This is a genomic window from Flavobacterium sp. 1 (assembly GCF_002797935.1).
Classification (GTDB): domain Bacteria; phylum Bacteroidota; class Bacteroidia; order Flavobacteriales; family Flavobacteriaceae; genus Flavobacterium.
Window position 1 is genome coordinate 912,929 of the sequence record NZ_PGER01000001.1, and the last position, 14,324, is coordinate 927,252.

Sequence of the window (14,324 nt, forward strand, 5' to 3'; positions counted from 1 at the left end):
GGTTATAACGAGAATACAAAAACTCGTTATCCCGTACTTTATCTGTAGTATGGAAGTTTTGAGGATGAAACAGGGTGATCGGTTCAGGGTAAAGCCAATCTTATACTTGATAATCTTATTGCAGGTAAAGAAGCTGTGTCAATGATTGTTGTTATGGACAATGGCTATGCTTATAAAAAACAAGAAACTACAGAAAACAAACCAGCACAGCCTGTATCCGTTTTTGAAGAAGTAATGATAAATGAAATTATTTCAATGATTGATATAAAGTTTAGAACCATTTGAGATCGGGAGCATAGAGCAATTGCAGGACTTTCTATAGGAGCTAATCAAACGATGAGAATTGCGATGAATCATCTGGATAAGTTTGCTTATTATGGAGGATTCAGCGGTACTTCAAATTATCCAAGTTCAGACGAAATTGATCCAAAAGTATTTCTAGGAGGAAAATTTAATGATGCAAAAGCAATAAATAAACAGCTTAAAGTTTTATGGCTCGGACTTGGAACAAAAGAATCAAATTCTTTTCCTGGTTCTGTAGGTGTTTTTAGAGCAATGCTGGATAAACAGGGAATTAAGCATGTGTTTTATGAGTCCAAAGGTACTGCTCATGAGTGGCTGGCTTGGAGAAGATTTTTGCATCAATATGCCAGTTTATTATTTAAGTAAATAAAATTTAAAAAGATATTTAATATGAAAAAAAATCTCTTGCCAATTCTTGCTATGGTTGTTATGACCAGCAGTTTATTGGCACAAAATATAGAAAAAGAAGGACCGAAAGGCTTTGACCAAGTTCGAACAGGAATTCCCAACGGGAAAGTTGAGAGTTTAGAATACAGCTCTAAAACCGTTGGCAGTATCAGAAAAGTGACTGTATATACTCCGCCAGGTTTTAGTAAAAATAAAAAATACCCGGTTTTATATTTATTGCACGGAATAGGCGGTGACGAAAAAGAATGGTTAAACGGAGGCAGCCCGCAGGTGATATTAGACAATCTGTACTCAGAAGGCAAGGTAGAACCTATGATTGTTGTAATGCCAAACGGCAGAGCGATGAAAGATGACAGTGCCACGGGAAATATAATGACGCCTGATAAAGTGCAGGCTTTTTCCACTTTCGAAAAGGATTTATTAAATGATCTGATTCCTTTTATCGAAAAGAAATACCCAATTCTTAAAGACAGAGAACACCGCGCTATTGCAGGTTTGTCTATGGGCGGAGGTCAGTCTTTAAATTTCGGATTAGGGAATTTAGATAAGTTTGCTTGGGTCGGCGGATTTTCATCTGCTCCTAATACCAAGATGCCACAAGAGCTGATTCCTAATCTTGAAGAAGCAAAAAAGAAATTAAAACTGCTTTGGATTTCTTGCGGAGATAATGATGGGCTTATCTATAATAGCAAGCGCACTCACGATTATTTGTATAAAAATGATGTGCCTCATATCTATTATATTGAACCGGGAGTTCATGATTTTAAGGTGTGGAAAAACGGCTTGTATATGTTCTCACAGTTTTTGTTTAAGCCGGTAGATCCGACAGGTTTTACAAAATATACCATTTTGGGAACTCCAGCAGAAACTAATATTCGCAATGCTAAATATCCTCAAATACTTCCGGATAACCGGGTTGTTTTTAAAGTAAAAGCGCCAGAAGCTGCAAAGGTGCAGATTGATTTAGGCAAAAAGTATGACATGATAAAAGACGGAGAGGGAACTTGGAACGTAACAACGGATGTTATAAATAAAGGATTTAATTATTATTCATTGCTTATTGACGGTGTGGCTGTTGCTGATCCAGCAAGCGAAAGTTTCTACGGTATGGGACGTATGGCTAGCGGTATAGAAATTCCAAATAGAGAAGGAGATTTTTATGATTTAAACGATGTGCCGCATGGTGACATCCGAATTAAAAAATATTTTTCAAAAGCAACTAATTCTTGGCGCGAAATGTATGTTTACACACCGCCAGGCTATGAAAACGCCACCGAAAAATATCCGGTTTTATATCTGCTTCACGGTGGAGGCGAAGATCAGAGAGGGTGGGCTGCACAAGGCAAGGCAAATTTAATTTTGGACAATTTAATTGCTGAAAATAAAGCAAAACCAATGGTGATCGCAATGCTGGACGGCAATATGGGAAATACAGGAGGAATTGCAGGTTTCAATGAAAATGCGCTTAAAGCTTTTGAAAATGAATTAAAAACGGGAGCAATACCATTTGTAGAAAGTAATTTTAAAGTAGCAACAGATGCTAAAAATAGAGCTTTAGCCGGTTTGTCAATGGGAGGAATGCAGACGCTGCATGCAGGCATTAAAAATTCAGATATGTTTTCCAGTATTGGCGTATTTAGCTCCGGCTGGTGGGCAAATAATCCAGATTTATCTGAACTTCAATATGTGTTTATGAAAAATAATACCGCAGTTATTAATTCAAATATTAAAGAATTTTGGATTTCAATGGGAGGCAAGGAAGATATTGCTTTTGAGAATTGTAAAATAATGATGAGCAGGTTCGATCAGATGGGAATTAAGTACAAGTATAGTGAATATTCAGGAGGGCACAGCTGGCCTGTTTGGAGACATGATTTATTTATGTATGCCCCATTATTATTTAGGTAAAAGGCAAAAAAACTGCAAAACAAATAGATAATTAAAAATAAGTTGACTTTTTTTTCGCTGGCATGTTTTTTTTAATACATTTACACAACCGATTGTTTTGATTAAATAAAAAGTCAGGAAGAATCCATTTCGGCATTAACCCATCAATAAACCATTACAAATAATGAGTACCATTTCACAAAAATTATCCGTTAAGGAAAAAATCGGATACAGCCTGGGCGATTTAGCGGCAAATTTAGTTTTTCAGACCCTGATGACGTATCTGGCCTATTTCTATACCGATATTTATGGACTGTCTCCCACCCATTCGTCGATAATTATGCTATCGGTCGGCTTAATAGCAGCTTTTGTTTTCAATCCGATAATAGGTGTCTTGGCCGACAGAACCTCTACAAAATGGGGAAAGTTCCGGCCTTGGATCCTGATAACGGCACTGCCTTTGGGATGTGTTGCTTTGGCTGCATTTACCACACCTGATTTTTCGTACAGCGGGAAAGTAATTTATGCGGCAGTGACTTATACGCTGTTGCTGCTGTTTTACGCCAGTAACAATCTGCCTTATTCGGCTTTAAGCGGCGTGATTACGGGAGATATGTCAGACAGGAACAGTTTATCGTCCTATCGTTTTGTGGCAGTAATGTTTGCACAGTTTTTTGTCCAGGTTTTTATGCTGGGGATTATCAAAAGCGCCGGCAACGGGGACAAGGCAGTGGGTATTGAAAAAGTGATGACGGTATTGGCCATCATTGGCACTATCATGCTTTTGATCACCTTTTTGACCACCAAAGAACGTATCATTCCAAAACCGGAACAAAAGTCAAGCGTTAAGGAAGATTTAGCCGATTTGGTAAAAAACAAGCCTTGGGTAATCATGCTGTCGCTGACGACTTTGGTGTTTATCACTCTGGCCCTGAAAGGCGGTTCCTATGTGTACTATTTCGAAAACTATGTGGATAAGGCACAATTGGCTCTGTTTATTCAGCCGATATTGGATTCATTGTCGAGCGTTGGGTTAAACCATTTTGGGAATGATCCCGTTGCGGCAGGATTTGGACTGTTTAATGCGGGCGGAATCATTTTTATGATTGTCGGAATCACGCTGTCTAAAGGTTTGGCTGATAAATACGGGAAACGAAACATCTTCGGACTATTTTTGTTTATTTCAACAATCTTTATTCTGGCTTTTTATTTCTTTCCGCCAGAGAATATCGGGCTTATCTTTCTGTCCCAGATTCTGCATGGATTTTTCTACGGAATCACCATTCCGCTGCTGTGGGCGATGATAGCCGATGTTGCCGATTATTCGGAATGGCTCAATAACCGCCGTGCGACCGCCATTATATTTTCGGCGATGATGGTCGGGCTAAAAGCAGGACTGAGCATCGGAGGAGCCTTAACGACCTTATTCTTAGGCTATTTTCAGTATGTTCCCAATTCCCTGACTCAGTCCGACGTAACGATAAACGGCATCAAACTATTGGTGAGCGTTTTTCCTGCGGTTCCCTTTTTAATAGGATGCGGTCTGCTGTTTTTCTATAAGATAGACAAGAAAATGGAGGTTCAGATAGAGAGTGAGCTAAAAGAAAGAAGAAATTAATTATAAAACGTAAAAAAGAGTATGCCTGAAGATAATATTGAACAGATTAATTTTGAGCAGATTAATAAAACCGCCATTTCAAAGCCTTTAGTGTCGCACATGTACACCGCTGACCCTTCAGCCCATGTATTTAACGGCAAGATATACATTTATCCCTCGCATGATATTGATGCGGGAATTCCGTTCAATGACAACGGAGATCATTTTGGGATGGAAGACTACCATGTATTTTCTATGGAAAGCATAACATCTGAAGCAGTTGACAACGGCGTTGCCCTGCATGTAGCTGATGTAGCGTGGGCAGAAAAGCAGATGTGGGCTCCTGATGCAGCTTATAAAAACGGAAAGTACTATTTGTATTTTCCGGCCAAACGTCCCGACGGCATTTTTCAGATCGGGGTTGCAGTGGGTGATTCTCCCGAAGGGCCTTTTACTGCCGAAAAAGAAGCCATTAAGGGAAGCTACAGCATAGACCCAGCCGTTTTTGAGGATGAAGACGGGAAGCATTATATTTATTTTGGCGGTATCTGGGGCGGTCAGCTTCAGAAATATCGAAACAATAAATACGATTCCATAAACGAAGAACCTTTAGATAACGAACCGGCACTGGGACCAATTATTGCTCAGCTTACTGATAACATGCTGGAGTTTGCCCAAGAGCCGAAAGAAATCCAGATTCTGGACGAAAACGGAAAGGCACTGCTGGCAGGAGACAATGACCGCCGTTTTTTTGAAGCTCCATGGGTTCATAAATACAATGATAAATATTATTTCTCGTACTCCACAGGCGATACCCATTTTATCTGTTACGCAATCGGGGAGAGCCCTTATGGTCCGTTTGTGTATCAGGGACGAATTCTAAATCCCGTTGTGGGCTGGACGACGCATCATTCGATATGTAAAGTTGATAATGACTGGTATCTGTTTTACCATGATTCGAGCCTGTCCAAAGGGGTAACGCATCTGCGGAGCATGAAAGCGGCCAAAATTGAGTATTTAGCCGATGGTTCAATTGTTACAATAGAACCTTATGATAGAATAAATTAGCGTGTCTGTGTATAGATACACCGCAGTCAAGCACCACATGATGCCAAAAAATAAAAAAAATATAGTTATCCACTTTTTTCTAGATTTAAAATTGAATATTCATAACAGTTCACATTTGTTTTGAGCATCTTTAGAGAGAATCGCTTATTCGTTTGTGATGTCATGTAACAACTGAAAAAATAAAGAGCCTAATATTTAGGTATTAGTAATTTGATGTTTTGTATGAAAAATTGTCGTATTTTTCATTTTTGTGAGTTAATGTTTTTATATTTTTATATATTTAAAAAAAATCTTACTTATTAAATAATTTACAAAATGCTAAAAATAGAAAAAAATATATTTCTTATATGCTGTTTATTTTTTGTGATGATCTCTTACTCACAAAGCGACTTTGAAAATTTTCAATTTCGCTCTATAAAAGAAGGTATTTCTAAACGGGGAGTTTGGTCTATTGTTCAAGACAAAAAAGGATATATCTGGATAGGGACAAACGGTGCGGGGCTTTATAAATATGATGGGATAAATTATGTAGTTTATGAATCCAATTGGAATACTCCGAAATCCATAAACAGTAACCTTATTTACACCACCTATGTCGATTCTCAAAACAGATTATGGGTGGGTACAGAGGAGGGTTTGTGTTTGTATGATAGAGATCTAAATAGATTTGATACTATTGATTTAAAAAAAGCTCTTAAAATCAATAGAGATGATATAGTTACTGTCAGGAGTTTAATTGAAAATAATGAAGGGTGTTTATTAATTGGTACAGAACAATACGGTCTTTTGAAACTAGACCTGAAGACATTTCAATTAACAACAGTTAAATCCAATATTCCTTTAAATATTGATTTGTTTATTCGAGGTCTTGCAAAAAATAAACAAGGAAAAGTATTTGCTGCAACAAATTTTGGATTGAAGTATTTTGACAGCAAAAAGAATTTTATAGAGCAGGTACAATTTGTTGAAAGTGATAATTCTAAATCCGAAATTACGGATTCATTAGAATCTTTATTTTTTGAAAGTAATGATAATTTATGGATTGGTACTACAAATAACGGCTTAATTAAAGTTGTCCAAAACAAGAGTGGTTATCAACAAAAAAAGATCTCAATTACAAATAAAAGAATCTTTTCTATTATTGCTGTAGATGCAAAAAATATTCTTTGCGCTACTGAAAATGACGGGCTCTTTTTGCTGAATAATTCAGGAACAATAATAAAAAAATATTTACCGAATAAGTTTGAAAAAAACGGATTGAAATCAAATTCTATATGGTCTTTGTTGAAGGATAATGACAATAGAATTTGGCTGGGATATTACAATAAAGGTGTTTGTATTTTTGATAAATTATCAGGGCAGTTTAATTCAATCGAAAGTTTATTGAATAATGTAAATTCTTTGCAGACAAGTTCGGTTACATCAATTGCTAAGGATTTTTCAGGAAAGCTCTGGATAAGCATGGAAGGCGGGGGGGTTGATGTTTTTGATCCTAAGACTAAAAAAATTATACATATCAATAGTCACGACAGTTCTTTCATTTCGGGTTTGAAAAGCAATAATGTGCAGGAAGTTTTTTTTGACAGCAAGCAAAATGTATGGTTGGCTGTTTGGAATGAGGGAATTTTTTTCTTAAAAAAAGGAACCAGAAACTTTATTAATTATAATACTCAAAATACTAAAGGGCTTAGCTCTGATAGGGTTTTGAGTTTTGCAGAGGATTCAAAAGGAAATATTTGGATAGGAACATTTGAACGAGGGCTAAGTTATTTTGATCCTTCAAAAAAGACCTTTTTTCAATGCAATTCTAAGCCATTTCAGGATCATTTACTGACTTCTTCCCTTGTACGCAAAGTATTTGTTGATTCAGATGATATTATTTGGGTGGGAACCACAAGAGGGCTTTATAGTGTAAATAAAAAAGAGAACACATTCACTGTATTTTCTGTTAAGGATAAAATGTCCAAAATTTTAAATAATATCAGAACACATACAATATTGTCTATTTTTGAATCCAAAAACAAATTAATTTGGATTGGAACAGATGGTTCAGGGCTTTTTAATTATAATAAAAAATCAAAAAAAATATCTTGGTATAATGGTATTCAATCTGCTAAAGAAAAATCAGTATGTTCAATAACTGAGGATTGTTATGGTTCAATTTGGGTAAGCGGCAGATCTGGAATCACAAAACTGGATTTAAAAAACAATAAATTTTATAATTTTAATACAGAAGACGGATTGTTAGTCAATGACTTTAACAATAATTCGGTTTTAAAAGATGAAAAGGGAATTATTTATTTTGGAAGCTATGAAGGGATAAATTACTTTGATCCTAAACAAATGTCCAAAAGCACCAAACAGCCTCTGCTGTACTTTAAAGATTTTAAGCTGTTTAATACTTCGGTTATACCTGCCACAGCCGATTCTCCATTACAAAAAGTCATTTCCGAAACAAAAAGCATTACTTTAAATCATAACCAGTCAGTTTTTACAATAGAATATGTTGGCATTAATTATTCCTATCCTGGTAAAAATGAATATGCCTATTATCTGGAAGGATTTGAAAAAAAATGGAATTATGTAGGGAATAAACGTATAGCAACCTACACCAATCTTGCTTCAGGCGATTATGTTTTTAAAGTGAAATCTGCAAATCGGGGCGGCTCTTGGAGTCAAAGACCATTGGAATTGAAAATCACAATTCTGGCTCCATGGTGGAGAACATATTGGGCATATTTTGTGTATTTAGTAATTGCTGTTTTGGGAGCTTATTATATAATTATTTACTATCAGAATAAATTTAAGGCAAAACAGGCGATTAGTTTTGAAAGAGACAAGCGGATTCAAATCGAAAAATTGAACAATAAAAAACTCCAGTTTTTTACCAATATCTCTCACGAATTCAGAACTCCTTTGACTTTGATAATGAATCCTTTGGATGATTTACTAAAAAATAATGCATATAATTTAAATACTGAAGTTTTAAACAAATTGAAGGTGATTCATAAAAGTTCAGATTTATTATCAAGACTGATTAATGAGCTGATGGATTTTAGAAAACTGCAGTTTAATCAGGTACAGCTGCAGGTTCAGGAGATAGAAGTAATCAGTTTTGTAAAAGATATTTTGAGCCATTTTGAAGAGGAAGCTAATTTTCGCAAAATTGAATTATCGTTTTCTTCTTCGCTTAAAAAATTAAATGATTGGATTGATCCAAAAATGCTGGAAAAAATAATTTTTAATATTGTTTCTAATGCCTTCAAGGTTACGCCAGATTACGGAAGTATAAAAGTAAGAATCAAAGAAAATAATAAACTTATTTATTTTCCTTTGATAAATGGCGACAAGGAAGTTAAAAGTTATGAAATTACGATTGAAGACACAGGATCCGGATTGGACAAAAAAGAAATCAAAAGAATATTCGAAAGGTTTTATCAGGTAAATAATCTAAATAAGACTTATTATGGAAGTACTGGCATAGGTTTGGAAGTTGTTAAAGAATTTATCGAGTTAAACAAAGGAAAAATTGAAGTAGACAGTGTTTTAGGCGAAAAAACCTGCTTTAAAATTATTTTTCCTTTGGGGAAAGATTTTTTTGAGGCAGCTGAATTTGCCAAAGAAGAGTACAAACCAGATTTGGAAGGCAAAAATAGTTTAAAAGATCAGGTATCATTGGAGGATAATTTGAAATTGCACAATAGTGAGCTAAATTCAGATAAAACGCATACTGTACTGATTGTAGAAGACAATTCGGATTTAAGAAGTTATTTAAAAGAAGAGCTTAAAAAAGAATATAAGGTCATTGTAGCCGAAAATGGGCAAAAAGGATATGATTTGGCAGTACAAAAGTTGCCTGATTTGATTCTTACAGATGTCATTATGCCTGTAACAGATGGTTTGGAAATGTGTAAAAAAATAAAAGGTAACATTAAAACATCTCATATTCCTTTGCTAATGCTGTCTGCAAAAGCATTAGTAAAAGATCGATTGGAAGGTATAGATTCGGGGGCAGATTTGTATTTGAGCAAGCCGTTTAATATGGACATTCTAAAATCAAGCCTCGCTCAATTAATAAACAGCAGGCAAATTATTTTTAATAAGTTTTATGATGGCATAACTAAAAAAGCACAGCAGAAAACTACAACGATTGATAATGATTTTATGCAAAAGACATTAAATTATATTCATGAGAACATTAGCGAGCCAGAACTTAGCGTTGAGCGGTTAGCGTCAATTGTTTTCTTGAGCCGAAGCCAATTGTACCGAAAAATAAAAACGCTGACCGGTTTATCAGTAAATGAATTCATTAGAAATATCAGGTTAGAAAAAGCCAGACAGTTAATTGAACAAGGTACTGACAATATTAATGAAATAAGCTATAAGGTTGGGTTTTCGTCTCCTTCTTATTTTACTAAATGCTTTAAATCAAAATATGGTTACGTGCCTACAGATGGTAAAAAAATAAGCTGTTAAGTTTCTATAAAAATCTAATATGTTCGTATAGAATTTGCTTTAAACTATAAAGATATAAAAGGATTAGGTATTAAAATGGATAAGCATATAATAGATTTTATTCTTAATAGCATATATTATAGGGTTTTAAAAATAATTTAATTCCTCTTTCCGTTGCTCTCATGGACAAGAAATCCTGTTTCATGCCATTTTTTTATTCAAGTCTTTACTTCTGCTGTAATTTTAATTTGTAAATAAAAGAATGCCAGCAAAATTTATTTTGAACATTCGTTTCTAATTAATTTTATTAATAATATGTGTGTGTTTACTAACCTTTGAAAAGGGAGGCACATATTACCAGAATATAGACCTTATAACATTTTAGCTTAAGGTTCATACTTTAAGTTTAATTCTAAGCTTTTATTATAAATAGCATATAAAGAGTCCAGAAATCACTTTGAAAACAAGACGGAACCCGAAAAGTCTTTTGAATAGTGAAAACGATTAAATAATTCAAATGATTTTCTAAACATTCTTTAAAATACCATAGCATATTTTTAAGTAATAATTATAAATCTATTTTACTTAAATAAATTTGGTCTGTTTTTTTTATTTCACAAAAATTATCTTAATATTTTATTAAATAATCATATTTACCTGAAGATCAGGTATTTATACGCTGTTTTGTTGTTTTGTAATGTTATAAGTTTGTTGAGTAATATTACTAAAGTTGAAATGGAGTCCAGAAACCATTTTAAAAACGGGGCGAAAACCGAAAAGCCTTATGAGTAGGTAAGAATAATTAAATTTAAAAATTATGTCAACAGCTACAGCAACAGCAAATCCAACAATCTCTAAAACGGGTTCTGCTATTATCTCAGGAGGAATGAATTGTACATGGAAAACATCAAGCGGAACTAGTTCCACTCTTACAATTACTAACCAAAGTACTGCAAATACATTAAATTTTGCAATTACTGGTGCTCCAGCGTCTGGAATTCTTGTTCAGTGCAACGGAGTTGTTTATCCCGTTTTAAATGGATTCTTTCAGTTACCTCCTAATTCACCATCGGCTAGTCTTCAAGCTCAAGGAGATATGTTAGGTACAATTGTTACCATTACTAACAATACCAATACACAAAATAATGCAAATGCCTCAATTGTGGCTAATACTGCAAGTTAAATACCTTAAAAAAAGAGGGCTTTTGCTTTGCTTAGCCCTCTAATTATTTTTTTTATTTGCTTAATATAAGGCTTTTGGGAAGTTTAGGAAAGACATCATCAAGCTTTTTAGATTTGATGATTATTCTATTTTGAAAGCGAATCTACAAAAACAACAATTCATAATAATTTCGAAAAAGGGTTCTAAACTTAGCTCAGGTGCTATTAAGGGGTGTCCCAATTTATTACTTGCTAAGTTCTGTTAACAAATTAATTTGCAATTGTTAGTGCTTCAGGGACTCAAATTCTAGATTGGTATGGTAGATCGTTTATTACTCTTTGAGTGATATTCCATTTGTTACCAACGAATTATCATCATTAATTGTTTATGATAAAAGATACCTTGTTGATACAATAGTCATTATTTGCAATATTGTCAATACAAGGAATAATGGGAAAGCTCAAATTTCAGCTAATACTACAGATTAAAATTTTTATAAAAAAATTGACATACCCAACATGTAGTTCCTTATTACTATTATTACTATTTAACTCAGTTTATGGTCAAGACTTCAATAAGCATAAGGGAGATACTATAATGCTTTCAAGGTTTAGCTATGCCGTTTTGAAAACCAATAATGGATCTCAATGTATTTGCTATATAAGTAATTCCAGCCGTTCTCAAAACGCAACTGTAGTAAATACTGGTGCAACAACTACAGTCACATTTAACGACGGTACTGCATTTAACGGCATCCATACTCTAACTATACAGCAACAGATTATTGCTATTGCAGATTTTGCAGGCAGCAATCTGATTATTTCAAACCTTTCTCCTTATGAGATACAAGTTATTGTAATGATCTTGTGTCCTAAAGATTATAAATAGTTTATTGCATAACTTCTTTATAAAAATACGATTAAGATACGTTTTGTCAGTGATCCTCTTTTTAAAGAACATATCTCGTTCATGGCTTCAAAACGTTTTTACAAAATCATAGGATGTTCTGCTCCGCCTTTTGAAATTACATTCATTCTCTTTAAATCTATTTTCCACTATATTTTTGTCGACCGAATAGATCGAAAATATTCATTTCTTTTTGGCTGGTTTTAATCCTAATTTTTCAACATTACTCTTCTGTATAAAGTGAATTTGATTAAGTTTTTCTTCAAGAAAAATTAATCAAACAATTCTCCAAAAATCAATGAGGTACTTCACAGCGTAATCTTTCAAGTATAATTATTAATCTGTTTTACTTCATAGGGAAGATTTTGCTTTGATGTGCCATTTGTAAATCCGTCCTCTATTTCATCAGCACAAAATAGCTCGCTTTATTTTTTCTATTTTATAAAACTCACCTGAATATTTTTAATTAAACGGTTAAACTTATTAAAAATCAAGTGTTTATACTCTTTTTTGTTATTGTGTAATGCTATAGATTTGAGGAGTAATATTGCAAAAATAAAAAGTAGAAACTAGAACTACTATAAAAAACGAGACGGAACTGAAAAGCCTTATGAGCAGAATTAACAATTAAATTTTAAAATTATGACGAATTTATTAAGTACAATTTCAATAAGCGGAAAAGCCTTTGTTTATGGTACAGAAAATACTCGATTTATGGTTCGTGGTATTGCCTTGTCGGCAACAAGCACTCTTAACAACAATTTAAATATCAAAGATATTCTGGCAAATGATCATAATAACTTGATGGTAAATACAATTATTCCTCAATTGCAATTATTGAATGCTAATTGTATTCGCGTGTATCAGGTAGATCCTAATAATCAGCATAACCTGAGTATGGCTAGTCTTGCAAGCGCAGGAATATATGTGATGGTTGGTTTAGCAACATCAGAAAATTCAATAAAACAGATGACCGGCGAATACAGTCAAGAAACTTTCAATCATGCGGCTAGGGTTGTCGATGAATTTCAAGCATACGATAACACTTTTTGTTTCTCTGTAGGAAATGAAGTAGAATTCCCTGGTCAGCAAGCATCGAACCTAAACACTGCTAATCCAAATACACTGCCTTCTCAAATTGTTTTGGATACAGTCAATTTGGAACTTACAGTTGCTCAAGCCATGAAATCTTTTGCACGAGATATTAAATTTCATATAGCAGCTAATAATTACCGTATTATTCCAGTTGGTGCTGCTATGCAGGATGGACCGCAAAGCTCATGGGGAAGTTCAAACCCTATTCTATATCAACGAGGTTTAATCGGAACGGATATCATAGCCCAATATTATACCGCAGGTGGTGAAACTGACAGGATGGATTATATTGGCATAAATAGTTATAGGTACGTTACGGGAAGTACGCCACCAGATAGTGCTTACTTGGGTCTTGGAACGGAAGTCCAACCATTAGCTGTACCTGTTTTCTTGACTGAAACAGGCGGGCTTGGCTCAGTTGCTCGTGACTGGAAGGATGTCAATTCCATGTATACTGTATCTTCTCTCTATCAACAATTATCGGGACAGGTAGCTTTTCAAATGTTGGAAGAAGGTGCTGGATATGGTCTTTACACTGTTGGTGATAATAATGCATTAACGACAACTGAATTAGGTGGTGCTGCCGATCTGTTACAAGCATTTTCAACTGTATCAACTGAACCATTAAACCCAGTAAACAGCATGCCAGTAGCACCAACAACAGCACCAGCATCAGCAGGTTCTCCTCCCTTTACTATAACTTGGCCAACAGATCTATTGCCATTAAAAATTTACTCAGCACCGAATGCGGCAATCACTGTCAATAACTACGCTACTTGCAATATTCAAATTGTTCAGCAAGGTGTAGTAATGGGTACGGTTTCTGCAGCTACTGATGGCGATAATCCAGTTTCGGCATCTATACAAGTTAATTCTGGTGTTGCAATATCAATACAAGGTTATGTAAATTCGAATTGGGATGCCGTATGTGGTGTTCCAGCTTCCAACGTAGTTGACGGAATTACTGTTTCCAATGATGTTGATTGGGGAACAAATGTTCAATGTAACCTAATGATGACCCCAGTGGCTTCATTTATTCAAGCCTAATTGGCATGGTAAAATTTTGGAATTTTCTATGTAGGCGATATTTTTTATTGTGTATATTAGTTTAGCAGATAATTCATTGAAGAGTGTTACTGTTAAAAAAATAATTTCTCAGGTTCTCCTTATTAACTCGAAGTAGAACTCTGCATTATTTTTGTGACTGGCGTTTTATTTAAAATTTAGAAAGCAACTTGTAATGAGTTGCTTTTTAAATTTTAAACTTCTCATTTGTGATTTCAAACGATCAATCATGAATAATCACTTCAAAGTTTGTAAATCAACATTTCCTTTTTTGAGCATTTTTTAAAAATGAGCCCTTTTGGTTTCTTACCCAAAATTTTCATCAAAATTTCGTTTAATTAATATGTTTAAAATTTTAACATTTATTTTTTTGATAAC

At 34.3% G+C, this 14,324-nt stretch carries 9 protein-coding genes; all 9 read left to right on the forward strand.

Translation table 11 applies throughout. The annotated features are described in order from the left end of the window. Positions 1 to 141: 141 nt before the first annotated feature. Entirely contained in the window at positions 142 to 285 is a 144-nt protein-coding gene (locus CLU83_RS22385; RefSeq protein ID WP_232726973.1) for a hypothetical protein, read from the forward strand. A 51-nt stretch (positions 286 to 336) separates the two neighbouring features. Continuing rightward, positions 337 to 669: a hypothetical protein gene (locus CLU83_RS22390; protein ID WP_232726974.1), complete on the forward strand. Its 333-nt coding sequence runs from the start codon at positions 337 to 339 to the stop codon at positions 667 to 669. Between the two features lie 24 nt (positions 670 to 693). After that, positions 694 to 2,619: an alpha/beta hydrolase-fold protein gene (locus CLU83_RS03965; RefSeq protein WP_100430406.1), complete on the forward strand. Its 1,926-nt coding sequence runs from the start codon at positions 694 to 696 to the stop codon at positions 2,617 to 2,619. A 163-nt stretch (positions 2,620 to 2,782) separates the two neighbouring features. Further along, positions 2,783 to 4,216, forward strand: a complete 1,434-nt coding sequence (locus CLU83_RS03970; RefSeq protein WP_100430407.1) for an MFS transporter — start codon at positions 2,783 to 2,785, stop codon at positions 4,214 to 4,216. A gap of 21 nt (positions 4,217 to 4,237) precedes the next feature. Next, on the forward strand, positions 4,238 to 5,263 hold the full coding sequence (locus CLU83_RS03975; RefSeq protein ID WP_100430408.1) for a glycoside hydrolase family 43 protein: 1,026 nt from the start codon (positions 4,238 to 4,240) through the stop codon (positions 5,261 to 5,263). Between the two features lie 315 nt (positions 5,264 to 5,578). Continuing rightward, a complete protein-coding gene (locus tag CLU83_RS03980) occupies positions 5,579 to 9,739 on the forward strand; it encodes a hybrid sensor histidine kinase/response regulator transcription factor (protein ID WP_100430409.1) in 4,161 nt (1,386 codons plus the stop codon). A 796-nt stretch (positions 9,740 to 10,535) separates the two neighbouring features. Continuing rightward, complete coding sequence (locus tag CLU83_RS03985; protein WP_100430410.1) at positions 10,536 to 10,901, forward strand: hypothetical protein; 366 nt, start codon at positions 10,536 to 10,538, stop codon at positions 10,899 to 10,901. A gap of 483 nt (positions 10,902 to 11,384) precedes the next feature. After that, on the forward strand, positions 11,385 to 11,768 hold the full coding sequence (locus CLU83_RS03990; protein ID WP_157801984.1) for a hypothetical protein: 384 nt from the start codon (positions 11,385 to 11,387) through the stop codon (positions 11,766 to 11,768). Positions 11,769 to 12,428: 660 nt separating this feature from the next. Next, a complete protein-coding gene (locus CLU83_RS03995; protein ID WP_100430412.1) occupies positions 12,429 to 13,928 on the forward strand; it encodes a hypothetical protein in 1,500 nt (499 codons plus the stop codon). Positions 13,929 to 14,324: the final 396 nt, after the last annotated feature.